The organism is Loktanella gaetbuli (assembly GCF_020531945.1).
GTDB lineage: Bacteria > Pseudomonadota > Alphaproteobacteria > Rhodobacterales > Rhodobacteraceae > Loktanella > Loktanella gaetbuli.
This window is the reverse complement of record NZ_JAJATZ010000004.1, coordinates 32,800-57,870: the sequence shown is the minus strand read 5'-3', so window position 1 is coordinate 57,870 and position 25,071 is coordinate 32,800. Positions and strand designations below refer to the sequence as shown.

The window sequence follows — 25,071 nt, the reverse complement described above, 5'->3', positions numbered from 1 at the left end:
CATGTCCATTTTCGATTTTCTCTCGGGTCAGTTCATCGACGTCATTCACTGGACGGACGACACCCGTGACACGATGGTGTCCCGGTTCGAACGGCAGGGTCACGAGATCAAATACGGGGCCAAGCTGACGGTCCGCGAGGGACAAGCGGCGGTGTTCGTGCACGAGGGGCAGCTGGCGGATGTGTTCACGCCGGGCCTCTACATGCTTGAAACCAACAACATGCCGATCATGACGACGCTTCAGCACTGGGACCACGGGTTCCGGTCGCCGTTCAAGTCCGAGATCTATTTCGTCAACACCACGCGGTTTACCGACCTCAAGTGGGGCACGAAAAATCCGATCATGCTGCGCGACCCGGAATTCGGGCCGATCCGGCTGCGGGCATTCGGCACCTATACGATCAAGGTGGCGGACCCTGCACTGTTCCTGCGCGAGATTGTGGGCACCGACGGCGATTTCACCGCCGACGAGGTGACGTTCCAGATCCGCAACATCATCGTGCAGGAGGTCAGCCGCGCGCTGGCGTCCAGCGGCATTCCAGCTTTGGATATGGCGGCGAACACCAAGGATCTGGGCGATCTGGTCGCCAAGGCGATCGACGGCACCGTGGCGCAATACGGCTTGACCATACCAGAGCTGTACATCGAGAACATCAGCCTGCCACCCGCAGTGGAAAAGGCACTGGACGAACGCACCAGCCGCGGGATCGCGGGCAATCTGGACGACCACATGAAATGGAAGGCCGCAGAGGCCATGTCACAGCCCGGATCGGCCGCGGGGCAAGCGATGGGCATGGGCATGGGGGCCGGTCTGGGGATGCAGATGGGCAACATGATGCAGGCCGGCCCATGGGGTGCAGCACCCCAGCCTGCAGCGGCCACCGCCGCACCCCCGCCCCCGCCGCCGCCTGTCGAACACGTCTGGCACATCGCAGAGGCAGGCCAGACCAGCGGTCCGTTTTCCAAGGCCGCGATGGGGCGCAAGGTGACCGAAGGCGCGCTGACCCGTGAAACCATGGTCTGGACCCAAGGCCAGGACGGCTGGATGGCCGCCGAGGACACGGAACTGGCGCAGTTGTTCACCGTGATGCCGCCGCCCCCACCGGGGGCATGAAGGCGAAACTTTTGCGCGACGGACAACGTAACTAAGGCATGAGTGTTGCACCTGACCCTGCCCGGCCCGACTGGCGTGCCCGCATCCGCGCGCGCATGCCGGTGCGGCGCAGCTTGGTGAAATGGACGCATCTGGCGATGATCCCGATGTTCGTCTGGTTCCTGTTCGTCACCCCGGCCGTGGTCGTGCCCTTTGGCCCGGCTGCTTTTCAGGCGCATTCGACGCTCGCGCTGGTGTTCGTGACCCTGACGCTGGTCTGGTATGCGGATTATCTGCGGCGCGGGCTGGTCGGACGACCTGGGCCAAAGCTGTCACCGCGCGCCAAGGTTATCCACCAGTGGCTGCACAAGACGCTGATCTGGGGCCTGTTCGGCGTGGCGCTGACCGGATTTCTGCTGGGACTGACCTCTGACAGGTTGCTCAAGGCCGGTGGTTTTCTGCCTTTCGCGCCGCCACTCGACATGAAGGCCGCGAACGAGATCATCGGTAAGATCCACATCTACGAATACTACCTGCTGGCGGTCGTCGCGGTCGGGCATGCGGGGTTCCACGTCTGGCGCCATGTCAAGCTGCGCGACAACGCGCTGCGCATCATGGCCCCGAAACGCTGGCACCGTTATCTGTGAATTCGCACTGGCAACGCCGGTAATTCATGCCATCTTGGCCCCCCGATGACCGGAGCCACCATGCCCCCCGAAACCGCGCCTCTCACCGCACACCGTTTTCCCTGTGATGCCTGCGGGTCCGACCTGCGGTTCGACCCCGCCAGCGGCGATCTGGTCTGCGATCATTGCGGCAACGTGCAGGCGATCGGTAGCAGCGCTAGCCCCTTTGTGCAGGTCCGCGAGCTGGATTTCGCAGCGGCGCTCAACGCGCAATTGCCCGAGGCCGAAATCGAGGAAACCCGCGTGTCGCAATGCCCCAATTGCGGGGCACAGGTCGAATTCGACCCCGACATTCACGCCACCGAATGCCCGTTCTGCGCCACACCCGTGGTCACGGGCACAGGCACCCATCGCCACATCAAGCCGCGCGGCCTTCTGCCGTTTTCCGTGGATGACAGCCAGGTGCATCAGGCGATGATGGACTGGCTAGGCGGGCTGTGGTTCGCCCCCAACGGGCTAAAGGAATACGCCCGCAAGGGCCGGCGCATGGACGGTATCTATGTCCCCTACTGGACCTTTGATGCGCAGACCCAGTCCGACTATATCGGGCAACGCGGCGACGATTACTTTGTCAGCAAACGCGTGATGCGCGACGGCAAGATGCGTACCGTTCAGGTGCGCAAGACCCGCTGGCGGCGGGCCACGGGCCGGGTCGCACGGTTTTTCGATGATGTGCTGGTGCTGGCCTCGACATCACTGCCCAAGACCCACACAGATGCGCTGGAACCGTGGGATCTGTCCGGGCTGGAACCCTATCAGCCCGATTATCTGGCCGGATTTCGCGCCGAGGCCTATCAGGTGGAATTGCAGGACGGTTTCGCCCAGGCGCGCAGCTATATGGATGCGATGATCCTGCGCGACGTGAAATTCGACATCGGCGGCGACCGTCAGCAGGTCGCGGACGTGCAGACCCGGATATCGGACGTCACGTTCAAGCATATTCTGCTGCCGGTCTGGGTTGCGGCCTACAAATACAACGGCCAGTCCTACCGGTTTGTCGTGAACGGCAGGACCGGACGGGTGCAGGGCGAACGGCCCTACTCTGCGTGGAAGATCGCCTTTGCCGTGATCGTCGGGCTGGTGGTGGCGCTAACAGTCGGCTACCTATACGCGATGAACGCTTAAAAAGGACCGACCGATGATCCTCTGTTGTGGCGAAGCCCTGATCGACATGCTGCCCCGAGACACCACTGGCGGCGAGGCCGCATTCGCGCCCTATGCAGGCGGTGCGGTGTTCAATACCGCGATTGCGCTGGGACGGCTGGAATCGCAGGTGCAGTTCTTTTCGGGTCTGTCGTCGGACCTGTTCGGTCAGCAATTGGTGAATGTGCTGCACGAATCCCGCGTCGATACGGCCCCCTGCCACATCAGTGACCGGCCCACCACGCTGGCCTTTGTCCGGCTGGTGGACGGCCATGCGACCTATGCCTTCTATGACGAAAACACCGCCGGTCGGATGCTTACGGCGGATGTGCTGCCGCAGGTGACGGCGGATGCGCTGTTTTTCGGCGGGATCTCGCTGGTGGTCGAACCCTGCGGCGATGCCTACCGTACCCTGATGCAGCGCAACGCGGATCAAAAGCTGATCATGATCGACCCCAACATCCGCCCCGGTTTCATCACCGACGAGGCCGCCTATCGTGCGCGGCTGACCGACATGCTGGGCATGTCCGACATCGTCAAGATCTCGGACGAGGATCTGGCATGGTTGCAGGGCAAGACCGATCCCGCCGCCCTGCTGACTGACGGCGGCCCGCAGGTCGTCTTGTTGACGCGCGGGGCCGACGGGGTGACGATCTACACACGCTACGGGGCCTTTGACGTTGCAGCCCAGCGCGCCGAGGTGGTCGACACCGTGGGGGCGGGCGACACGTTTAACGCCGGATTTCTGGCCGGTCTCGACCGGGCCGGGCTGCTGTCCAAGGACGGTGTGCGACAGGCCAGTGCCGATGACCTGCGGGCCGCGGCCACGCTGGGGGCACAGGCCGCGGCGATCACTGTCAGCCGCGCGGGTGCAAACCCGCCCTGGTCGCACGAACTTTGATCCATGCGGGCACTGATCCAACGGGTAACCGAGGCTGCGGTCCGCGTCGACGGTGACGTGATCGGGGCCACGGGTCCGGGCCTGCTGATCCTGATCTGCGCGATGGAGGGCGACGCGCCCGATGCGCCGGCCCGGATGGCGGCCAAGATCGCCAAACTGCGCATTTTCAAGGATGACGCGGGCAAGATGAACCGGTCCTTGCTGGACACCGGCGGGTCTGCCCTGATCGTCAGCCAGTTCACGCTTGCTGGCGACACCAGCCGCGGCAACAGGCCCGGGTTTTCAACCGCGGCGCGCCCTGATGCGGGCCGGGCTGCCTATCTGCGTTTCATCAATGCCGTGCAGGCCCTGGGCATTCCCACCGCGACCGGCGCGTTCGGCGCGGACATGGCGGTCAGCCTGACCAACGACGGTCCCGTCACGCTGTGGATCGATCTCTGACGCGGATTGCAAACCGGCCGGACACGCCCTTAGACTGCAACGGAATATCTGGGGGGCCACATGACGACCATCACGACCATTGACGACCTCAAGGCGATCTACAGACGTCGTGTGCCGCGCATGTTCTACGATTACACCGAAAGCGGCAGCTGGACCGAACAGACGTTCCGCGACAATGTCTCTGATTTCGACCTGATCCGCCTGCGTCAGCGTATTGCCGTGGACATGTCGGACCGCACGCTGGCCAGCACCATGGCAGGCCAGGAGGTGGCGATGCCCGTGGCCCTGGCCCCCGTCGGCTTTACGGGCATGCAATCCGCCGACGGTGAAATCAAGGCCGCCCGCGCGGCAGAAGCCTTTGGCGTGCCCTATACCCTGTCCACCATGTCGATCTGTTCGATCGAGGATGTCGCAGCCCACACCAGCGAACCGTTCTGGTTCCAGCTCTATGTCATGCGCGACGAGGAATTCGTCGACAACATCATCGCGCGGGCGAAAAATGCCGGCGTGTCCGCGCTGGTGCTGACGCTGGATCTGCAGGTGCTGGGCCAACGGCACAAGGACCTGAAAAACGGCCTGTCCGCGCCGCCGAAATTGACGCCCGCCACGATCGCCAATCTGGCGACGAAATGGCGCTGGGGGTTCGAGATGCTGCAAACCAGACGGCACAGTTTCGGCAATATCGTGGGCCATGCGAAAAACGTCGAAAACATGGGGTCGCTGTCGTCCTGGACCGCAGAACAATTCGACCCCAAGCTCGACTGGAACACCATTGCCCGGCTCAAGGAAAAATGGGGCGGCAGACTGATCCTCAAGGGTATTCTGGACCCCGACGACGCCGTGCGGGCCGCCGATCTGGGCTGTGACGCCATCGTCGTCAGCAACCACGGCGGCCGCCAGCTGGACGGGGCCTTGTCGTCGATCCGCATGTTGCCCAGCATTCTTGCGGCCGTCGGCGACCGGGTCGAAGTCTGGCTCGACAGCGGCATCCGGTCCGGTCAGGACGTGCTCAAGGCGCGGGCGATGGGCGCGCATGGCGTGATGATCGGGCGGGCGTACATCTACGGTCTGGGTGCCATGGGTCAGGCCGGCGTGACCAAATCCCTCGAGATCATCATGCGCGAACTGGACCTGACCATGGCGCTGTGCGGCAAGCGTGACATCAACACGGTCGACCGCGATATCCTGCTGATCCCAAAGGATTTCGAGGGCGACTGGGCCTAGCATCATCTTGCCAGAAATACTCCCGCCGGAGGCACCCGCCCCCGGCCAAGATCACACCATCCCGAACGGAGCGTCCCCATGTCAGCCACACCGCGTCGCGGCGTCACGAATGACGAAATCTTTGCGCTGCGCTGGGACCGCGGCCAGCGGGACCTGATCGGGCCGCTGCACCGGCTTTACGGTGGCGACACGCTGGCACTGATGGACCGGCTGCGGGACCTGCTGAAAAAACACTGGCGCGCCCGGCCCGCCGATCTGCGCCGGCTGGATCTGGTGCGCGATCTGAACCCCGACTGGTTCCTGTCAGAGGACATGGTCGCCTATGTGTTCTACATCGACCGGTTTGCAGGCGACCTGAAACACCTGCCTTCGCGCATTCCCTACCTGCAAGAGTTGGGTGTGACCTATGCCCATATGATGCCTTGTCTGAAACCGCGACCGGGGGCCAACGACGGGGGCTATGCGGTGATGGACTACACCGCGATCAATCCTGCTCTTGGGACGATGGCGGATTTCCAGCAATCGAACCTGCAATTGCGCGCGGCGGGGATCAGCCCAGTCATCGACATGGTGCTGAACCATACGGCCAAGGAACACGCATGGGCGGTCAAGGCGCGGGCAGGTGATCCGTATTATCAGGCGTTCTACCGGATGTTCGATGACGACACCCTGCCGAAGCAATACGAGAAAACACTGGTCGAAATCTTTCCCGATCAGGCGCCCGGGAATTTCACCTTTTACGACGATATGGGCAAATGGGTCTGGACGACCTTCAACGAATACCAATGGGACCTGAACTGGGAAAACCCGGAGGTGTTTCTGGCCGTGCTGGACACGATCCTGTTCCTGGCCAACCGCGGGGTCGAGGTATTCCGGCTGGATGCGGTGGCGTTCATGTGGAAACAGATGGGCACATCCTGCCAGAACCTGCCGCAGGTGCACGATATCCTGCAGGCGCTGACGCAAGCCACCCGCGTCTGCGCCCCCGCCGTCATCCACAAGGCCGAGGCCATCGTGGGACCGCAGGATCTGGTCCCCTATCTGGGCACCGGCAGTCACGCGGGCCGCGAGAGCCAGCTTGCCTATCACAACAACCTGATGGTGCAATTCTGGTCCACACTGGCCAGCGGTGACAGCCGGTTGATGACATACGTGCTGAAAACGCACTTTCCCGAAAGCTTTCGCCGCGCGTCGTTCGCCCCTTATATCCGCTGCCACGACGACATCGGATGGGCGATCACGCCAGAGGATACGGCCCATATTCCCCATATGGACGCCAAGGCACACCGCGACTATCTGGCCGATTTCTACAACGGCACATATCCGGGCAGCACCGCGCGCGGCACGGATTTTCAGGTCAACGCGGAAACTGGCGACCGGCGCACCAACGGCACCTTTGCAAGCCTCGCGGGGCTGGAGGCGGCACGCACACCAAAGGAGGTCGACACCGCCATTGCGCGGATGCGGCTGGGACATGCCCTGATCGCCAGTTACGGTGGCATACCCCTGATTTACATGGGTGACGAAATCGGCATGACCAACGACTATAGCTATGTCGACAATCCCGATCACGCGGACGACAGCCGCTGGATACAGCGCCCGATGATGGATTGGGACGCGACCGAGCAAACCGAGGGGCCCGCCGCCCGAATCTCTGCCGATCTGCGCCACATCATGCGCACCCGCAAAGCCACGCCGCAATTCGCGGGCACCGTGCCGACCCGGGTTCTGGACACCGGGCATCGCGCCCTGTTCGTGTATCAGCGTCTGGGCGACGACCGCGAGGTGACCTGCATCGTCAATTTCACCGCGGACACGCAAAAACTGTGGCCCGAGGATGCAGCGCTGCGCGACGTACCGCATGTCGACCTGCTGTCCGGACAGGCCCTGGCGCTGTCCCACGGGCAAATCACCCTGGCCCCCTATCAGTCGATGTGGCTGCGACCGGTCTGAAACGCTCGCAGGCTGTGCAGAATCCACCTTTTCAAGCGGGGCGCGACGCCCTATAGGGGCGGCTCACCCGGCGCCATGCACCCTTGGAGGATGGCGCCCCTTTATTATTTGGAGATACCACATGGCTGACAAGATCCCTGATCTGCACGCCGAGGTTCGCGCGGGGACAGGCAAGGGGGCCGCCCGCCAAGCTCGTCGCGACGGACAAGTTCCCGGAATCGTTTATGGCGGCGGCGTTGATCCGCTGTCGATCAACCTCGATTTCAACAAGCTGCTGACGCGCCTGCGCAAGGGCCGTTTCATGTCGACGCTGTTCAACCTCAAGGTTGAAGGCCACGACGACGTCCGCGTCATCTGCCGCGGCATCCAGCGCCATGTGGTCAAGGATCTGCCGATCCACATCGACCTGATGCGCCTCAAGCGCACCAGCCGCGTCAACATCTTCATTCCGGTCACCTTTCTGAACGAAGACACCTGCCGCGGCCTGAAGGCTGGTGGCGTGTTGGGCGTGGTCCGCAACGAAGTCGAGATGAACGTGCTGGCCGGTGATATTCCCGACGAGCTGACGGTCGATCTGGCCGAGGCACAGATCGGTGACACCATCCACTTTAGCGATCTGACCGTCCCCGATGGCGCAAACCCGGTCATCAGCGACCGCGATTTCGTCATCGCCACCATCAGCGCACCGCGCGCACTGGCCGCCGACGATGACGACGGCGATGATGTCGATGCAGACGAAGTGCCGACCACGGAAATGGGTCCGCCCGCCGATCCCGAGGAATAAACACCTCTGTCACGGTTTTGAACGGGGCCCCATCGCGGGCCCCGTTTTGCGTTCCGCCTGCCCTTTTCGTTTGGGCCGCGCGACCATAAGGTAAGCCTATGAAACTGATCACCGGCCTTGGCAATCCCGGCGCGCAATACGCGGGCCACCGACACAACATCGGCTTTATGGCGCTGGACCGTATTGCCGACGATCACGGGTTTTCGCCCTGGCGGTCGAAATTCAACGGGCTGGTCTCCGAAGGGCGGTTCGGGTCGGACAAGGTCGTGCTGCTGAAACCGCAGACCTTCATGAACGAGTCAGGACGGTCGGTGCAGGCCGCAAGCGCGTTCCACAAGATCGACGTGGCCGATGTGATCGTGTTCCACGATGAACTGGACCTGGCCCCCGGCAAGGTGCGGCTGAAAACGGGTGGCGGTCACGCGGGGCACAACGGGTTGCGGTCGATCCACGCGCATCTGTCGCCGGAATACGACCGCGTGCGGTTGGGGATCGGTCATCCGGGGCATAAGGACCGGGTGGCAGGTTACGTGCTGCATGATTTCGCCAAGGCCGATCAGGACTGGCTGGACGACGTGCTGCGCGGCATTTCCGACGGGATCGCGGAACTGGTTGCAGGCCACGGCGACCGGTTCCTGAACGCGATCGCACAGCGGGTGGCCCCGCCGCGATCCTCGACGACGGCACCCAAACCGAGACCAGCCTCGTCCCCCCAGGACACGGTCGAGGACACCCGCAGCGCGATGCAGAAACTGATGGACCGTTTCAAGTGACACCCGCGCGCATCAGGGAGGCCTTTGTCACGCAGGCCGCCCATTGTGCGGCACTAGGGTCACCCTTCATGGAACGGTTGTGCGGGCTGCTGGCGGTGCGCGACTGGCCCAAGGGTGAGATCCGGGATCGCATTTTCGACTGGCGGGGCGACCCGTCAAACCGCGCGGGCGCTGTGCCACTCCGGCTGGCGGGTGCGCTGCATGCGCTGAAACTGGCCGGCGATCCGGTGCTGACCCCTGCCTACCCGCCATACCATGTCAGCGATGATGCGCTGTGGGATGCGGTCTGCGCCAGTCTGGTGGGTCAGGCGACGTTTATTGACGATTTCATCGACAGCCCGCCACAGACAAACGAGGTGCGCCGCGCGGCTGCGATCATTGCCGCCGCCCATTACCTGCATGCGTTGCACCCACTCCCCCTGCGGGTGTCGGAACTGGGGGCCAGCGGCGGGCTGAACCTGATGTTCGACCGCTTTGCGCTGGCCTTGCCGGAGGCGATCCTTGGACCACTGGACCCCGCGCTGACGCTGACCCCGGATTGGTCGGGGGCCTTGCCACCGCTGGATGCGCCGCAGGTGGTCGCGCGGGCAGGCGTCGATCTGCGCCCCGTTGACCCGCACACAGGCGCGGGGTCGGCACGGTTGCAGGCCTACCTCTGGGCGGATCAACCCGACCGGTTGACGCTGACACAGGCCGCGATTGCCGCAGCAGGCCCCGCCCCCGCGCAGGCGGATGCAATCGACTGGCTGGCGCCGCGACTGACCCATGTGCCAGGACAAACGCACCTGATCTATCACACAATTGCCTGGCAGTATTTTCCCACGCCCGTGCAGGATCGTGGTCGTGCCCTGATCGCGGCGGCTGGCGCGCTGGCGACGCAACAAAACCCGCTGGCCTGGGTCGCGATGGAGGCCGACACCAACGCAGGCGGTGCCGCGCTGACATTGCGGCTGTGGCCCGGTGATCTGACCATCACGCTGGGCCGAGTTGATTTTCACGGGCGCTGGATCGACTGGACGGCACCGGTGCCTGTGCTACCTTAACGTCATGGAAAAAGACCCCTCGTTCAATGTCCTTGGTGGCCCGCTCGCGCCCTGTTCAACCGACCCCATGACCGGATTTTTCCGCAACGGGGCCTGCGATACCTGCGCGCAGGATCAGGGCAGTCATACGGTCTGTGCTGTGCTGACAGCCGAATTTCTGGCCTATTCGAAATATGTCGGCAACGATCTGTCCACGCCACGCCCGGAATACGGGTTTCCGGGGCTGAAACCCGGAGACAGCTGGTGTCTGTGTGCAGGGCGTTTCATGCAGGCCCACGCCGAAGGCTGCGCGCCACAGGTCAATCTGGCCGCGACCCACGTCCGGGCGACCGAAATCGTGCCGGTGGACGTGCTACGTCTGTACGACAAGGACGCGTGATGCTGCGGACTGCCGTCTGCCTTGCGCTGCTGGCCTCGCCCCTCGCGGCACAGGATATGCTGCGCCCTGCCGATCAGGTGCGGCTGGACGCGCTGGATGCGGCCGCAGGATCGGCCCTGCTGACGGCACTGGCGGGCGGCGGGCGCGGCGACGTGGACCTGCTGCAAGAGGTGATGGAAGGTGCGCCACTGGCCCCGATCCAGACCACATTGCCCGGAGACTGGCAGTGTCGGACGCTGAAACTGGGCGGTGAGGCCGCATTGGTCGTCTATGCCGCGTTCGATTGCACGATCACGACCGATGGCGACGGTTTCATTCTGACCAAGACCACAGGATCGCAGCGCCTGACGGGGCGCATCACCTTGGCACCCGAGGGCATGGTGCTGACCGCGACAGGCCATGTCGCAGAGGTCGAACCGATTGCCTATGCCGATCTGGCGGATGATTTCGAAACAGACGGCACCCTGTGGCCCATCGTGGGGCGTGTCGAACAACCCGCGCCCGACCGCGCGCGCATCCTGATGCCGCTACCCGCGCTCGAGTCCGAGTTCGACGTGCTCTCTTTGCGGCGGTGACGGCGCGGCGGTGCCCAGCGGCCCGGACATCAGATCATCAATGAAAAGGCTCAGCAGTTGGGGGCGTCCGCTGACACCTGCCTTGCGGTAGATCGCGTTGGTCTGTGCCTTGACCGTGCCCTCGCTGGTCTGACGCAGCGTGGCGATTTCATTGGTGGACATCCCCTTGATCGCGAACAGCGCCACGTCGCGTTCCGCGGGGGTCAGCCCCCAATCGGCAAAACGATCCTCGAGCAGTTCCATGAAAGCCCCCGATGCGATGCGCAACTGGTCCTCGATCCGGTGGGTGCGCTGCATGACCCGCACCAGCACGACGGCCCCCAGAACAACCCCCAGCAGCAACCCGACAGCCGCACCCAGTTCGATCAGTTCGTGCACCATCCATGTGAACGCGAATAATCCCGTCACGGTCGAGATGATGTTGACCACGAAAAGCACAGCGCTGATGGCCTGAAAGACCACCACTGCGAAAATCAGGATGCTGCGCTTTTTCATCGGCTCATGCGGGTCCGGTTTCAGTCATCGTCATCATCGTCGTCGTCATCGTCGTCGCCACCACGCCCCCGTCCCCGACCGCGTCCCCGTCCCTTGTCATCGTCGTCATCGTCACGGTCGGCAGATCGTTTGCGGTCGTCATCGCGGTCGTCAGATCGTTTGCGATCGTCGTCGCGGTCGTCGTTGCGATCCCGATCATCATCATCGCGGTCCCGGTTGGAAAAGGGCTGTGCGACGCGCGGCACCGTGTTGCCACTCGACCGGCGGGTCCAGCTGTCGCGCAGGATCTCACCCGTCGCCGGATTAAAGATCATTTCCCGATCCAACGTCGGTGACAGCGCCCGCAGCTGGACACGGCCCAACAGCGTGCGGTTCATCTCGATCTGGGTAAACCCCTGCGCCCGAAGCTGCGTGACGATCTGATCCTCGACCGATTGCGCCGACACCCATGCGGGGGCGCAGATCAGGGACAGTATGAGCAGCAGTCGTTTCATTGCGGCTTTTCCAATCATCATGCGCCCCCGCAACAGGACGGGGGCGCTTTCAACTCTATCGTTCCGGCTGATCCTGGGAAGGAAAATCAATCGTCGTCATCGTCGCGGTCGCGGCGGTCATCGTCGCGGTCGCGGCGGTCATCGTCACGGTCACGGCGGTCGTCGTCGCGGTCACGGCGGTCGTCGTCGCGGTCGCCTTTCTTGCGATCATCATCGTCGTCATCGTCATCACGCCCGCCACGACCACGGCCACGGCCCCGGTCGTCATGATCGTCATCGTCATGGGCGCCGTCACGCCCGCCGCGGCCGCGACCGCGCCCACGGTCATCGTCGTCGTCATCATCTGAAAAGCGGCGACCATTGCCACCGAGGCCACGATCATCATCGTCGTTGTTGCGGGCCGACACGAAATCGCGGCGTTCGTCGCGCACCTCTATGCCCGTAGCATTCCGGTCGCGGCTGTCCACGGCGTTGACCTCTTGCTTGAGGATCGCGCCAGTGCGTTTGTCATAGACCACTTCCAGCTCTCGGTTGCCACGGATGGCCTCGACCTTGACCTGGCTGATGCCGTTCTTGACCTCGATCCGGCTATAGCCCTGATCGCGCAACGAAGAGATCACCTGTTCGGAAATCGACTGCGCCATTGCCGTCGATCCGACCGTTGTCGTTCCCAACGCCAGAACCGCCGTCATCCAAAAATGTTTCATGTCTTATCCCTTTCACCAGTCTGCACGCCCCGTCATGGTGACGTGTCTGGTGACGACAAAGACCCACATGGGCCGCCCCACGCTATTCGCACGGAGTTTAGGGGCCGCGCCATAAACCATCTGTCGAGGGCACTAAACTTTGGTTTAGGCGGTCCAAAACGACGAACGCCGCCCGGTTGGGGGCGGCGTTTGCGTGTTCTTTCGGGGCGTTACGGTCAGCCCGGAACCTTCATTTCGAAGCCGAGGTGTTTGGCCACGGTAAAGATGTCCTTGTCGCCGCGACCGCACATGTTCATCACCAACAAGTGGTCCTTTGGCAACGTGGGCGCGATTTTCATCACATGGGCCAAGGCGTGGGACGGTTCCAGCGCGGGAATAATTCCCTCAAGCGCGCAGGACAGCTGGAATGCCTCCAGCGCCTCTTTGTCCGTGATTGACACGTATTGCGCACGACCGATGTCGTGCAGCCAGGCGTGTTCAGGGCCGATGCCGGGATAGTCGAGACCCGCCGAGATGCTAAACCCTTCGAGGATCTGGCCGTCGTCGTCCTGTAGCAGATAGGTCCGGTTGCCGTGCAGCACCCCGGGGCGACCGCCGGTCAGGGATGCGCAGTGTTCCATTTTCTGATCGACGCCCTTGCCGCCGGCCTCGACCCCGATGATGTTGACCTCTTTGTCATCAAGGAACGGATAGAACAGGCCCATCGCGTTGGACCCGCCACCGATGGCGGCGATCAGCGTATCGGGCAGGCGCCCCTCGGCCGCGTGCATCTGTTCGCGGGTTTCCTTGCCGATGATCGACTGGAAATCGCGGACCATCGCAGGATAGGGGTGCGGCCCGGCCACGGTGCCGATGCAGTAGAAGGTGTCGCGCACGTTGGTGACCCAATCGCGCAGCGCGTCGTTCATCGCGTCCTTGAGCGTGCCACGGCCAGAGGTGACGGGCACGACCTCTGCGCCCAACAGGCGCATCCGGAACACGTTGGGGGCCTGACGTTCCACGTCATGCGCGCCCATGTAGACCACGCATTTCAGACCGAATTTCGCACAGACCGTCGCCGTGGCGACCCCGTGCTGGCCCGCGCCGGTTTCGGCGATGATGCGCGATTTGCCCATGCGACGTGCGAGGATGATCTGACCCAGCACGTTGTTGATCTTGTGCGCGCCGGTGTGGTTCAACTCGTCGCGCTTGAGGTAGATCTTGGCCCCGCCCAGATGATCCGTCAGGCGTTCGGCGAAATACAGCGGGCTGGGGCGACCCACGTAGTGCGTCCACAGATCGTGCATCTCAGCCCAGAAACTGTCGTCAGTCTTGGCATTTTCGTACTGTTCCTCGAGTTCGAGGATCAGCGGCATCAGGGTTTCGGACACGAAACGCCCGCCGAATTCGCCAAAACGGCCCTTTTCGTCGGGGCCGTTCATGAAGCTGTTGAAAAGATCGTCCGGCATGGGCCCATCCTTGCGTAAAATTGCCTGTCAGCAGTATCGCCCCCGTGCCCCTTGGGCAAGCGGTCGCAGTGTCGCGTCAGATGCCACGCACCGCCGCGCAAAAGTCGCGTATGGCGTCAGGGTTCTTGACCCCCGGCGCGCGTTCGACACCCGATGACACGTCCACCATCGGCGCGCCGGTCTGGCGGATCGCATCGGCCACGTTGGACGGCCGCAAACCGCCCGCCAGCATCCAGGGCACCTTCCAGTTGACGTCCCCCAGCACCGACCAGTCGAATGTGTGGCCGTTGCCACCGGGCAGGTCCGCATCCTTGGGCGCCTTGGCATCCACGAGGATCTGTTCGCAGACAGCCATGTAGTCATCCAGCCCTACAAGGTCGTCCGCCGTGGCCACACCGATGGCCTTCATCACGGGCAGGCCGCTGCGGGCGCGGATATCGGCCACGCGCTCGGGCGTTTCCGATCCATGCAGTTGCAGCATGTCCAGCGGCACCCGCGCCAGCAGATCATCAAGGGCTGCGTCATCCATGTCGACCACCAGCCCGACCTTGCGCACGCCCAGGGGCACTGTCAGGGCCAGTTCGGCTGCCGCGTCGAAGTCAAGATTTCGGGGCGATTTCGGGAAAAACACCAGACCGATGTCATCGGCACCGCATGCCACGGCAGCGGCGACGTCCTGCGCCGTGCGCAGACCGCATATCTTGATTCTGGTCGCCATCAGCCTGCTTTTTTGCGGGGTGCGTCCAGCAGGGCGATGACGTCATCGCCCTGTTCGGGATGACCGGTTGTCATGCGCAGGTCCGCGACTTCCTTGCGCAGGCGTGTCAGTTCCTTTTCCTTGGCGCGGGCGTCTAGGCGTTCGGGGTATTCGCGGATCCATTCCCAGATCAGACCGACCAGCAGGCCGATCCCGGCAGCCAGAAAGATGACGACGAACAGGGGCAGCGTGATGTTGGGGGAAATGCCCAGCAGGTCGGCAAAAGGCGTCGGCATAGCCTGAAGCGTCGTCGCATCACGATTGGCCAGACCAACAAGGATCAGCACGACGGCAACGATCGCCCAAAAGACGTATTTCAGTGTTTTCATCGTGTCAGTCCCTTTGATTTGCGCCCGCGGGTCAGGCCCCGTTCAGGCGGTCACGCAGCAGTTTGCCTGTCTTGAAGAATGGCACATGCTTCTCTGACACTTCAACCGCTTCTCCGGTGCGTGGGTTCCGTCCGATGCGTCCATCGCGCTTTTTCACGGAGAATGCACCGAAACCGCGCAGTTCCACCCGTTCGCCCCGCACGAGGGCGTCGGTGATCTGATCAAAGATGGTGGTGACGATGCGTTCGACGTCGCGCTGATAAAGATGAGGGTTTTCATCGGCAATCTTCTGAATCAGCTCCGAACGGATCATCATGTCCTCCACAACATATTATGAACGCCAGGGCAGACTGACGCCGTCGATTGGCATAACCCTATTACCTTCGTCTGTCTCAAGGGAACAGTTCACACGCATTCAGTTGCCGAAAACTGCCGCTGTGCACGGATTGGGCACAGTTCGGCGGTTATTTGTCTCGAAATATGAAACAAACAGAGGGGTTTGAACGAAAAAAGGCGAAAAAAGGCAAAGCGATTCGTCGCAGAAACGAAAACGGCCCCGCCAGATGTTTCTGGCGGGGCCGCGTATCAGTCGATCACATCGGGATCAGTCGTCGCCCTTGAGCGCCGCACCCAGGATGTCGCCCAGCGATGCGCCAGAGTCGGAAGAACCATACTGTTCGACGGCTTCTTTCTCTTCTGCGATCTCGCGGGCCTTGATGGACAGACCCAGCTTGCGGGTCTTGGAGTCGATGTTGGTCACGCGCACGTCGACCTTGTCACCGACGCCGAAACGCTCGGGGCGCTGTTCGGCGCGGTCACGCGACAGATCGGAACGACGGATGAAGGATTTCATGCCCTCATAGTCGACCTCGATGCCGCCGTCTTCGATCTTGGTCACCTCGACGGTGATGATCGAACCGCGCTTGGTGCCGCCGATGGTTTCAGCAAAGGGATCGCCTTCCATCGCCTTGATCGAGAGCGAAATGCGCTCTTTCTCGACGTCGACTTCTGCAACCTTGGCCTTGACCATGTCGCCCTTGCGGAAATCGCCGATGACGTCTTCGCCACGGCCATCCCATGTCAGGTCGGACAGGTGAACCATGCCGTCGATGTCGCCCTCGAGGCCAACGAACAGACCGAATTCGGTGATGTTCTTGACTTCGCCTTCGACCTCGGTGCCCTCGGGGTGCGTTTCAGCAAACACTTCCCACGGGTTGCGCTGCGTCTGCTTCAGACCCAGGGACACGCGACGCTTGGCGCTGTCGATTTCCAGCACCATGACTTCGACTTCTTGCGAGGTCGACACGATCTTGCCGGGGTGCACGTTCTTCTTGGTCCAGGACATCTCGGAGACGTGAACCAGACCTTCGACGCCGGGCTCGAGTTCAACGAATGCACCGTAGTCGGTGATGTTGGTCACGCGGCCGGTGTGCACGGATTCCAGCGAGTATTTCGCCTCGACCGCATCCCACGGATCGTCCTGCAGCTGCTTCATGCCGAGGCTGATACGGTGGGTTTCCTTGTTGATCTTGATGACCTGCACCTTGATCGTCTCGCCGATCGTCAGGATCTCGGACGGGTGGTTCACACGACGCCACGCCATGTCGGTCACGTGCAGCAGGCCGTCAACACCGCCCAGGTCAACGAACGCACCGTATTCGGTGATGTTCTTGACGACGCCGTCGACTTCCTGGCCTTCGTGCAGGTTGCCGATGACTTCGGCGCGCTGCTCGGCACGGGATTCTTCGAGGATGGCACGACGGGACACAACGATGTTGCCACGGCGACGGTCCATTTTCAGGATCTGGAACGGCTGCTTCAGACCCATCAGCGGGCCAGCGTCGCGCACGGGGCGAACGTCAACCTGGCTGCCGGGCAGGAACGCAACAGCGCCACCCAGATCGACAGTGAAACCACCTTTTACGCGGCCAAAGATTGCGCCATCGACGCGCAGTTCGTCGGCATATGCCTTTTCCAGACGGTCCCAGGCTTCTTCGCGGCGGGCCATTTCGCGGCTGATGACGGCTTCGCCACGCGCGTTTTCGACCTGACGCAGGAACACTTCAACCTCGTCACCGACGGACAGGTTGGGCTCTTCACCGGGTTCTGCAAATTCCTTGAGATCGATGCGGCCTTCCATCTTGTAGCCGACGTCGATAATGGCCTGGCCTGCTTCGATTGCGATGACCTTGCCTTTGACGACCGAACCCTCGGAGGGGGTGTCGATCTCGAAGCTCTCGTTCAACAGGGCTTCGAATTCTTCCATGCTTGTGTTGCTTGCCATGTGGCGTTTGTTTCCTAATCTGACGTTTTATACGGGCCGTGCGGTTGTCTCCGCCGGTCTTTGAGTTGCAGTTGGCCGGACACCGATACGAACATAAAACAACAGGGCCGGTACAATACCGACCCTGCTCGAGTCTCATGCCCGCACCTGTCTCGATGCTTCGGCCCGCGTGTCATACAGCGCGGACCGATTTATCGCAAGCCCCGAGGGGTCAGTCGATGCGTGTAAACAGGATGTCGCGGTTACGGCGCACCTTTGGCGCGTCCACCAGCCAGTCATTTTCCGCGTCGCGGTAGCCCAGAGGCAGAATTACACAGGTTTTCAGACCTTTTTCGCGCAGGCCGAGGATCTCGTCGAACTTGGCGGGATCGAACCCTTCCATCGGGGTGGCGTCGACCTCTTGTTCGGCTGCGGCCAACATGGCCACGCCCAGCGCGATATAGGCCTGTTTCGCGGCGTGCTGGAAATTCACATCGGCGTCGCGACCGACCAGCATCCCCTTGAGGTTTTCATAGTAGTCGCGGACCTGGTCCGTCACACCGCCACGGGCATTTCCAGTTTCGTCGCGCACCATGTCGATGCGTTCGTCGGTATAGTCATCCCATGCCGCAAACACGAGCACGTGGCTGCCGTCGACCAACTGTTGCTGGCCGAATGCGGCCTCTGACAGTTTGGCGCGGATGTCCTTGTTGGTGACGACCATCACCTCGAACGGCTGCGTCCCGCTGGAGGTCGGCGCAAGCCGCAGCGCGTCCAGGATCGCGGTGACCTTTTCTTCGGGGACGGTCTTGGTCGGGTCCATTTTCTTGGTGGCATAGCGCCAGTTCAGCAGATCGTTCAGCATGGTCTATCACTTTCAATCGGGAGGCATCCCGCCGCGGGATGTTCTGCCAAGAGATAGTCAAAACGCTGCGGGGCAAAATCGCGCAAATTGCACAAGCGATTGTGCGGTCCTGCGCGGCTCAGTTCAGCAGCGCCTCGATCCGGGCGGTCAGTTGCCGCGACGTGGGGCGTGTCTGCGCACGCCATGTGCCGGCGATCTGCCCCTGCCCGTCCAGCAGCACCTTGTTGAAATTCCAGTTGGGGACGAACCCGGTTTCGGTTTCCACCCATTTGTAGAACGGATGCGCCTGCGCCCCGCGCACGCGGGTGATCGTGGTCATCGGCAGGTTCAGGCCATAGGTCATCTCACAGTATTCCTTGGCCTCCTGGGCGGTCTCCAACTCTTGATTGAAATCATCCGACGGCACTGCCACGACCACCAGTCCCGCATCACGGTAGGTTTCATGCAGCGTCTGCATTTCGGTCAATTGACCTGCAAAACCACACAAAGAGGCTGTATTGACCACCAGCACCGGCTGTCCTGCGAAATCGTCCAATGCCAGATCGCCCCCGTCGATCGATGCAAAGGTCATGCGCGGATCGGCGGCCTGCGCGATCGTGACAGTCAGGGTCAACAACAGGGCAAGGAGGTATCGCATGGGTCTGATCCGATGGCTGTGCATGTCTTAGGTAACACGCGCAGGCAGTCAGACCAGTTTCACCCCTGCGGCATTCTTTCGCTGATGATGGCGATGGCGCGGGCGCGGGCCTGATCAGCCGTCAGGTCGGATGTATCCAGCGTGACCGCATCGTCGGCCGGGCGCAGCGGGGCGGTGGCGCGATTTGCATCGCGATCGTCGCGGGCGCGCACCTCTTGGAGGATGGCCGCACGGTCGGCGGTCTGCCCTGCGTTCACCAGTTCCAGATAGCGCCGTTCAGCGCGGGTTTCGGCGCTGGCGGTGACGAACAGTTTCACCGTCGCATCGGGGCAGATCACCGTGCCGATATCCCGCCCGTCCAGCACAGCACCGCCGTCGCGCGCGGCGAAATCCCGCTGAAAATCGACCAGCGCCTGCCGCACCTCGGCGATGACGGCGATCTGGCTTGCGGCCTCTGCCACGGCCTGAGTGCGCAGGGCCGGGTTGTCCAGCGCCGCAGGTTCAAGCGTTTGGGCAACCTTGATCGGATCGCCCCCGGCCAGCACCCCAGCCCCGACGGCACGGTAGAGCAGCCCTGTATCAAGGTGGGCAAAGCCGAAATGCGCGGCAAGCGCCTTGGACAGCGTGCCCTTTCCTGCGGCGGCAGGACCATCGACGGCGACCGTCATCTTCATGCGTTCGACCGCACGAGTTGCGCACCCAGTTCAGCCATCAGCGGCTCGAATATCGGGAACGACGTGGTGATCGGGCGGCCATCATCAACGCTGACCGGCTTTTGCGCCGCCATGCCCATCACCATGAAGGCCATGGCGATCCGGTGGTCCAGACGGCTTGCCACGGTGGCACCGCCGGGCACATTGCCAGCGCCCAGACCTGTCACCTGCCACCAGTCGTCACCTTCGGCCACGTCAACACCGCAGGCGCGCAGCCCTTGGGCCATGGCGTCGATGCGGTCGCTTTCCTTGACCCGCAACTCCTTGACCCCCTGCATGTCGGTGACACCGGTGGCAAAGGAGGCAACGACCGACAGCACCGGGTATTCGTCGATCATGCTGGCAGCACGGTCGGGCGGCACGGCGATGCCCTGCATGTCTGGCGAATAGCGCGCGCGCAGGTCCGCGACGGGTTCGCCGCCTTCGATCCGTTCGTTTTCATAGGTCAGGTCGGCACCCATCTCGCGCAGCGTCGTGAACAGGCCCGCACGGGTCGGGTTCAGGCCGATCCCCGGCACCAGCACGTCGGACCCCGGCACGATCAGCGCCGCACAGACCGGAAACGCGGCAGAGCTGGGATCGCGCGGCACGACGATGTCCTGTGCTGTCAGTTCGGGCTGGCCTTGCAAGGTGATGACCCGGCCTTCGTCGGTATCCTCGACCTCGATTTCAGCTCCAAAGCCCGCGAGCATCCGTTCGGTGTGATCGCGGGTCGCTTCCTTTTCGATCACGACGGTTTCGCCCGGGGCATTCAGTGCGGCCAGCAGCACGGCGGATTTGACCTGCGCGGACGGGACCGGGACGGTGTAGTGGACCGGTAGCGGGTCGCGCGCACCTTCGATCGTCATAGGCAGGCGGCCTCCCGCGCGACCCGTGGCGCGCGCGCCGAACAGGGCCAGCGGATCGGTGACGCGTCCCATGGGGCGACCGTTCAGGGATGCGTCGCCCGTGAATGTCGCCGTGATCGGGCTGGTGGCCATGGCCCCCATGATCAGCCGCACGCCGGTGCCGGAATTGCCGCAGTCGATGACGTTTTCAGGTTCTGCAAATCCGCCGACACCGACCCCCTGCACCGACCAGTTGCCATCGCCGTGATCGGTGACGGTCGCACCAAAGGCGCGCATCGCCCGCGCGGTGTCCAGCACATCGTCGCCTTCCAGCAGGCCGGTCACGCGGGTGGTGCCCACGCTCAGCGCACCAAGGATCAACGACCGGTGCGAAATCGATTTGTCGCCCGGAACATGCGCGGACCCTTTCAAGGGGCCACAGGGGCGGGATGTCATCGGGATCGGGGTGCCGTGGCCTGACATAGCGGTCTTCCTTTGCTGCGCGCCAGATCCCTACCCCACTGCGCGGCAGGGGAAAAGCCCACAAGGGGTCGGTGGGCGGGACGATCCGCGGCGTCAGCCCGCGGGAGCGGCGTCCCCGTCCCGCAGGAACGTCAGATAATGCGGGGTGCGGTCCTCGCGGATCGCCTTTTGTTCATACCGGGTGCTGATCCAGTCATCCCACGGCTGTTGCCAGTCCGCCGGGCGTTCTGCGGTCCATGTGAACCCGGCCTTTGGCACCTCTTCCAGCGTCTGGCGCACATAGCTTTCGATATCGGTGGCGACGCGGAACTCGGCCCCCGGCTTCATCACCCGTGCCAGCGGCAGCAGGTGTTCGGGCGTGACAAAGCGTCGGCGGTGATGCCGCGCCTTGGGCCAGGGGTCAGGATAGTTCAAGAACGCCTTGGACACGCAGGCATCGGGCAGCACGTCGAACAGGTCGCGTACGTCGCCGGGGTGGACCGCCAAGTTGTCCACATCGGCCTGACGCACCTTGCCCAGCAGCATGGCGACACCATTGATGAACGGCTCGCAGCCGATGATCCCGATCTGCCGATTGGCCTGTGCCATGCCGATCAAATGTTCACCGCCACCGAAGCCGATTTCCAGCCACAGCGGTTTGCCATCGAAAATGGCCTGCGGGTCCAACGGCGTGCGGTCGGGGTTCACGTCCCAGCCGATAGGTCCGGGCGACAGATCATCCAGATCGTTTTCCAGATAATCCTTCTGGCTCGCGCGGATGGTCTTGCCCTTGAAACGGCCGTAAAAATTGCGCCACGGGGCGCCGGAGGGGTGTCGATCTTGGCTCATGCCGGTCCTTTAGACCGATGACACCCCCCGGCGCAAGTTTACAGCTGTTCGGACAGAAAGGCGCGCAGCCCTTCCCATGAACCCTGATCCGCAGTCAGGTCATAGTCGTCCGATCCGAACACGGTAAAGCTGTGCAGCGCACCACCAAAGACCTGTGCGCCATGTGTCACGCCAGCCTCGTTCAGGTTGGTCAGCAGGGCGGCCAGTTCATCCATGCCGGACACCGGGTCGGCCGATCCGTGAAACAGCATCACGGGAGCCTGCACATTGCTGTAGTCCTGCCCCTCCGGCAGGCCCAGCCCGCCGTGAAAACTGACGAACCCGTCGATGTCGGCACCTGCACGTGCGGCCTCCAGTGCTGCGGCTCCGCCAAAGCAGTAGCCCATCATCACGATGTTCTCGGTCCCGCCGGTGATGTTGGGCACCTCGGCGATGGCCCCCAGCAGGCGCGCGCGGAAGGTGTCGCGGTCGGCATACATGGCACCGGACAGGGCGCGGTATTCCTCGAACCCCTGCGGATCGGTATCGGCCCCGTAGACGTCGATTGCAAAGGCGGTGTAGCCCTGTGCGGCCAGCATGTCGGCGCGGCGTTCCTCGTAGTCGGTCATGCCGTCCCAGTCGTGGACGATCAGCACGGTGCCACGCGGCGTTTCCAGATCGGTGTTGGTCGCGACGTAGCCTTCAAAGGTGACGCCGTCGATGTCGTAGCTGTGATACTCACCCACGATTTCGGCCTGTGCGGCCCCGGCGATCATGGCGGCGGCAGCGGTCATTGCGATAGTTTTCATGGTTTTCTCCCTGCGGTGACGTGATGTTTGGGATGTAGGGCGACGCTGGGTAAAGTCGCCTGACGAAAGGATGTGTTTTGAGCGGCAAGTTGCCGCGGAATGCCTTAAGTGCCGGCGGCAGTGGTTCAGTCTGTGCGCAACGAACCGCTTTGGCTCTCTTTGGCGCCGGATGTTCCGCGCCGCATGATATGGCTGGTCGGTGTCAGCGCCACGCGCCGCGAGGTGCGTTCAAAAAGGCAGACACCCAGCTCTTATTCCATGGTGCTCAGCTATTTGGGCAGGCTGGGCTGACGGACGGCAAGCGCCTCTGCGGCGGTGCCGAATGCGCCGTGATCGGCGACAGGTACGCAGCATCCGAGCTGCCTCGACGGCGGTCGCATGACATCCGCCCGCATTCATTCCCTCAGGCTATCGAAACCGGAAATCATTCAATCGGTAGCATGAAAATCGCTGCCCCTATCCCAGTCACCACCCCGACCAAACACGCAAATGAAGACTGACAAGACACATCCCAGGACGCTTGCAGCAGCAACGGTCATTGCGTTTGCCGCCTCCAACGGCGCCGTATTTGCCGCTGACCCGTCCGGTTTGACGCGCGAACAAATCACCGCCGTCCAGACGGCATGGGGCCATGGCATCGTGAACATCGACCAGATCCACGCCGACGGCGGCGACTATCCGGCCGCGGCAACGGATCATATCAGTACGTTCTACGCCTACAAAGAAGATGAGGCGCTTTTCTACCCGACACCTGCCGCCGAGGATCAGTTCCACGGCTCCTTCGACGAGGCGCTGTTCTATTTTGTCGGTGATGACATCGCCGAGGACGGTGGTTTCGCGACTGCGCTCTACACCAATGTATGCTGGGAAAACACAGGCACGATCATCAGCGGCGATACCGCCATGGCGATGGGCAATTATTTCTTTACCACGACCGACGGGTCAGAGGCGAAGGTCGCATACACGTTTGGCGACGCGCTGATGGAAAACGGCGCGCCAAAGATCGTGCTGCACCATGCGTCGCTGCCGTATTCACCCAGCTAAGTGCAGATCTGGGCCGGACTCCCTTGCGGCCCATTTTACGCCCCTCTGGACCGTCGGGTGTCAGGGTTGCCCGGCATCGGACCACGGCCGGGACCCTTTGACTGCCAACAAAAAAGGGCGGGCCACCGGCCCGCCCCTTTCGTCGAAATTGAACCGGATTACACCGCGCGCTTCAGCGCCTCGGCCAGATCGGCGCGTTCCCAGCTGAAGCCGCCATCGTCCTGCGGCGCGCGGCCGAAATGGCCGTAGGCCGCCGTGCGGGCATAGATCGCGCGATTCAGGCCCAGATGCGTGCGAATCCCCTGCGGGGTCAGGTCCATCACCTGCGGGATGATCCGTTCGATCGCAGCCTCGTCGACCTCGCCCGTGCCGTGCAGATCGACGTAGATCGACAGCGGTTTCGCGATACCGATGGCATAGGATAATTGCAGGGTACAGCGCGACGCCATGCCGGCGGCCACGATGTTTTTCGCCAGATAGCGCGCAGCATAGGCGGCCGAGCGGTCAACCTTGGTCGGGTCCTTGCCGGAAAACGCGCCGCCGCCGTGGGGGGCCGCACCGCCGTAGGTGTCCACGATGATCTTGCGTCCCGTCAGGCCCGCGTCGCCGTCGGGCCCGCCGATGACGAATGTGCCGGTGGGGTTCACCCACCATTCGGTCTTGTCGGTGATGAAACCGTCGGGCAGCGTTTCGCGGATATAGGGTTCCACGATGGCGCGGATGTCGGCCTGGCTTTGCGCCTCGGACTCGTGCTGGGTGGACAGCACGATCTGCGTGACCTCGACGGGTTTGCCGTTTGCGTAACGCAGGCTGATCTGGCTCTTGGCGTCGGGGCGCAGCAGCGGTTCGGCACCGGATTTGCGCACCTCGGCCAGACGGCGCAGGATCGCATGGGCATACTGGATCGGTGCCGGCATCAGGTCGGGCGTTTCGATGCAGGCGTAGCCGAACATGATGCCTTGGTCGCCGGCACCCTCGTCCTTGCCTTCGGCGCTGTCGACACCCTGGGCGATATGCGCGGACTGGTTGTGCAGCAGGTTCGTGATTTCCACCGTTTCATGGTGGAACTTGTCCTGCTCGTAACCGATGTCCTTGATGCAGGCGCGGGCGATCTCGGGCACGCTGTCCTTGAATGTCGCAAGGCGCGATTTGTCAGACAGGCCGACCTCGCCGCCGATGACGACGCGGTTGGTCGTGGCAAAGGTTTCACAGGCAACGCGCGCCTCTGGTTCTTCGGCGAGAAAGGCGTCGAGGACGGCATCGGAAATGCGGTCGCAGACCTTGTCAGGGTGACCCTCAGAAACGGATTCCGAGGTGAAAATGTAGTCTTGGCGTGCCATGAAAGTGCTCCGGTATGTTGATCCCACCCCGTCAGGAAGCCGTTGGAATGGTGAATGG

General features: G+C 62.8%; 28 protein-coding genes and 1 riboswitch. Of the genes, 13 read left to right on the top strand and 15 right to left on the bottom strand.

Annotated elements, in window-relative coordinates; genetic code table 11:
- Position 1 precedes the first annotated feature (1 nt).
- From LGQ03_RS09670 to LGQ03_RS09615, 12 genes are all read left to right on the top strand, one after another.
- On the top strand, positions 2–1,114 hold the full coding sequence (locus LGQ03_RS09670; protein ID WP_226748239.1) for an SPFH domain-containing protein: 1,113 nt from the start codon (positions 2–4) through the stop codon (positions 1,112–1,114).
- Positions 1,115–1,152: 38 nt separating this feature from the next.
- Positions 1,153–1,740 (top strand): cytochrome b/b6 domain-containing protein, encoded by a 588-nt coding sequence (locus LGQ03_RS09665; RefSeq protein ID WP_226748238.1) that lies wholly within the window; start codon positions 1,153–1,155, stop codon positions 1,738–1,740.
- Positions 1,741–1,800: 60 nt separating this feature from the next.
- Positions 1,801–2,904, top strand: coding sequence for a TFIIB-type zinc finger domain-containing protein (locus LGQ03_RS09660; RefSeq protein ID WP_226748237.1), 1,104 nt, complete (start codon positions 1,801–1,803; stop codon positions 2,902–2,904).
- A gap of 13 nt (positions 2,905–2,917) precedes the next feature.
- Positions 2,918–3,823 carry a carbohydrate kinase family protein gene (locus tag LGQ03_RS09655; RefSeq protein WP_226748236.1) on the top strand — a complete coding sequence of 302 codons (906 nt, stop codon included), beginning with the start codon at positions 2,918–2,920 and terminating at the stop codon, positions 3,821–3,823.
- Positions 3,824–3,826: 3 nt separating this feature from the next.
- Positions 3,827–4,264 (top strand): D-aminoacyl-tRNA deacylase, encoded by a 438-nt coding sequence (dtd, locus tag LGQ03_RS09650; protein ID WP_226748235.1) that lies wholly within the window; start codon positions 3,827–3,829, stop codon positions 4,262–4,264.
- Between the two features lie 60 nt (positions 4,265–4,324).
- Positions 4,325–5,488, top strand: coding sequence for an alpha-hydroxy acid oxidase (locus tag LGQ03_RS09645; protein WP_226748234.1), 1,164 nt, complete (start codon positions 4,325–4,327; stop codon positions 5,486–5,488).
- Positions 5,489–5,566: 78 nt separating this feature from the next.
- Positions 5,567–7,441: an amylosucrase gene (locus LGQ03_RS09640; RefSeq protein WP_226748233.1), complete on the top strand. Its 1,875-nt coding sequence runs from the start codon at positions 5,567–5,569 to the stop codon at positions 7,439–7,441.
- Between the two features lie 121 nt (positions 7,442–7,562).
- A complete protein-coding gene (locus tag LGQ03_RS09635) occupies positions 7,563–8,225 on the top strand; it encodes a 50S ribosomal protein L25/general stress protein Ctc (RefSeq protein WP_090159141.1) in 663 nt (220 codons plus the stop codon).
- 98 nt (positions 8,226–8,323) lie between these two features.
- Entirely contained in the window at positions 8,324–8,998 is a 675-nt protein-coding gene (gene pth, locus LGQ03_RS09630) for an aminoacyl-tRNA hydrolase (RefSeq protein WP_226748232.1), read from the top strand.
- On the top strand, positions 8,995–10,041 hold the full coding sequence (locus tag LGQ03_RS09625) for a DUF2332 domain-containing protein (protein WP_226748231.1): 1,047 nt from the start codon (positions 8,995–8,997) through the stop codon (positions 10,039–10,041). The genes pth and LGQ03_RS09625 overlap by 4 nt, the downstream gene beginning before the upstream one ends.
- A gap of 4 nt (positions 10,042–10,045) precedes the next feature.
- A complete protein-coding gene (locus LGQ03_RS09620) occupies positions 10,046–10,420 on the top strand; it encodes a DUF2237 family protein (protein ID WP_226748230.1) in 375 nt (124 codons plus the stop codon).
- Entirely contained in the window at positions 10,420–10,995 is a 576-nt protein-coding gene (locus LGQ03_RS09615) for a DUF4893 domain-containing protein (protein WP_226748229.1), read from the top strand. The genes LGQ03_RS09620 and LGQ03_RS09615 overlap by 1 nt, the downstream gene beginning before the upstream one ends.
- On the opposite strand, the gene LGQ03_RS09610 is transcribed toward LGQ03_RS09615, so the two are convergent.
- The 14 genes from LGQ03_RS09610 to LGQ03_RS09545 all read right to left on the bottom strand — a co-directional run bounded on the left by LGQ03_RS09610 (position 10,948) and on the right by LGQ03_RS09545 (position 22,629).
- A complete protein-coding gene (locus LGQ03_RS09610; protein WP_226748228.1) occupies positions 10,948–11,490 on the bottom strand; it encodes a helix-turn-helix transcriptional regulator in 543 nt (180 codons plus the stop codon). The two genes, LGQ03_RS09615 and LGQ03_RS09610, sit on opposite strands and share 48 nt — an antisense overlap.
- A 20-nt stretch (positions 11,491–11,510) precedes the next feature.
- Positions 11,511–11,984: a hypothetical protein gene (locus LGQ03_RS09605; protein ID WP_226748227.1), complete on the bottom strand. Its 474-nt coding sequence runs from the start codon at positions 11,982–11,984 to the stop codon at positions 11,511–11,513.
- A gap of 86 nt (positions 11,985–12,070) precedes the next feature.
- Positions 12,071–12,691, bottom strand: coding sequence for a PepSY domain-containing protein (locus LGQ03_RS09600; protein WP_226748226.1), 621 nt, complete (start codon positions 12,689–12,691; stop codon positions 12,071–12,073).
- Between the two features lie 215 nt (positions 12,692–12,906).
- The gene (gene trpB, locus LGQ03_RS09595) at positions 12,907–14,139 is read right to left on the bottom strand and encodes a tryptophan synthase subunit beta (protein ID WP_090159148.1); all 1,233 of its coding nucleotides are present in this window, start codon (positions 14,137–14,139) and stop codon (positions 12,907–12,909) included.
- Positions 14,140–14,215: 76 nt separating this feature from the next.
- Positions 14,216–14,857 carry a phosphoribosylanthranilate isomerase gene (locus LGQ03_RS09590; protein WP_226748225.1) on the bottom strand — a complete coding sequence of 214 codons (642 nt, stop codon included), beginning with the start codon at positions 14,855–14,857 and terminating at the stop codon, positions 14,216–14,218.
- A complete protein-coding gene (locus LGQ03_RS09585; protein ID WP_056037980.1) occupies positions 14,857–15,225 on the bottom strand; it encodes a lipopolysaccharide assembly protein LapA domain-containing protein in 369 nt (122 codons plus the stop codon). The genes LGQ03_RS09590 and LGQ03_RS09585 overlap by 1 nt, the downstream gene beginning before the upstream one ends.
- A 31-nt stretch (positions 15,226–15,256) precedes the next feature.
- On the bottom strand, positions 15,257–15,538 hold the full coding sequence (ihfB, locus tag LGQ03_RS09580; RefSeq protein WP_056038152.1) for an integration host factor subunit beta: 282 nt from the start codon (positions 15,536–15,538) through the stop codon (positions 15,257–15,259).
- A gap of 291 nt (positions 15,539–15,829) precedes the next feature.
- On the bottom strand, positions 15,830–17,509 hold the full coding sequence (gene rpsA, locus LGQ03_RS09575) for a 30S ribosomal protein S1 (RefSeq protein ID WP_083484450.1): 1,680 nt from the start codon (positions 17,507–17,509) through the stop codon (positions 15,830–15,832).
- Between the two features lie 211 nt (positions 17,510–17,720).
- A complete protein-coding gene (locus LGQ03_RS09570) occupies positions 17,721–18,353 on the bottom strand; it encodes an NAD(P)H-dependent oxidoreductase (RefSeq protein WP_226748224.1) in 633 nt (210 codons plus the stop codon).
- Between the two features lie 118 nt (positions 18,354–18,471).
- Positions 18,472–18,990: a glutathione peroxidase gene (locus tag LGQ03_RS09565; RefSeq protein WP_226748223.1), complete on the bottom strand. Its 519-nt coding sequence runs from the start codon at positions 18,988–18,990 to the stop codon at positions 18,472–18,474.
- 59 nt (positions 18,991–19,049) lie between these two features.
- Positions 19,050–19,664: a (d)CMP kinase gene (locus LGQ03_RS09560; protein ID WP_226748222.1), complete on the bottom strand. Its 615-nt coding sequence runs from the start codon at positions 19,662–19,664 to the stop codon at positions 19,050–19,052.
- Positions 19,661–21,013 carry a 3-phosphoshikimate 1-carboxyvinyltransferase gene (gene aroA, locus LGQ03_RS09555; protein ID WP_226748221.1) on the bottom strand — a complete coding sequence of 451 codons (1,353 nt, stop codon included), beginning with the start codon at positions 21,011–21,013 and terminating at the stop codon, positions 19,661–19,663. Before aroA ends, LGQ03_RS09560 begins: the two co-directional genes overlap by 4 nt.
- Before the next feature lie 93 nt (positions 21,014–21,106).
- Entirely contained in the window at positions 21,107–21,841 is a 735-nt protein-coding gene (gene trmB, locus LGQ03_RS09550) for a tRNA (guanine(46)-N(7))-methyltransferase TrmB (protein ID WP_226748220.1), read from the bottom strand.
- Between the two features lie 38 nt (positions 21,842–21,879).
- Entirely contained in the window at positions 21,880–22,629 is a 750-nt protein-coding gene (locus tag LGQ03_RS09545; RefSeq protein WP_226748219.1) for a dienelactone hydrolase family protein, read from the bottom strand.
- A 489-nt stretch (positions 22,630–23,118) separates the two neighbouring features.
- Between LGQ03_RS09545 and LGQ03_RS09540 the strand changes: the two genes are divergently transcribed.
- The gene (locus LGQ03_RS09540; protein WP_226748218.1) at positions 23,119–23,673 is read left to right on the top strand and encodes a hypothetical protein; all 555 of its coding nucleotides are present in this window, start codon (positions 23,119–23,121) and stop codon (positions 23,671–23,673) included.
- A gap of 158 nt (positions 23,674–23,831) precedes the next feature.
- Here the strand turns inward: LGQ03_RS09540 and metK are convergent, their stop codons facing one another.
- Positions 23,832–25,013 carry a methionine adenosyltransferase gene (gene metK, locus LGQ03_RS09535; protein WP_226748217.1) on the bottom strand — a complete coding sequence of 394 codons (1,182 nt, stop codon included), beginning with the start codon at positions 25,011–25,013 and terminating at the stop codon, positions 23,832–23,834.
- Positions 25,014–25,018: 5 nt separating this feature from the next.
- Positions 25,019–25,067, bottom strand: a riboswitch (SAM-SAH riboswitch).
- Between the last annotated feature and the right edge of the window lie 4 nt (positions 25,068–25,071).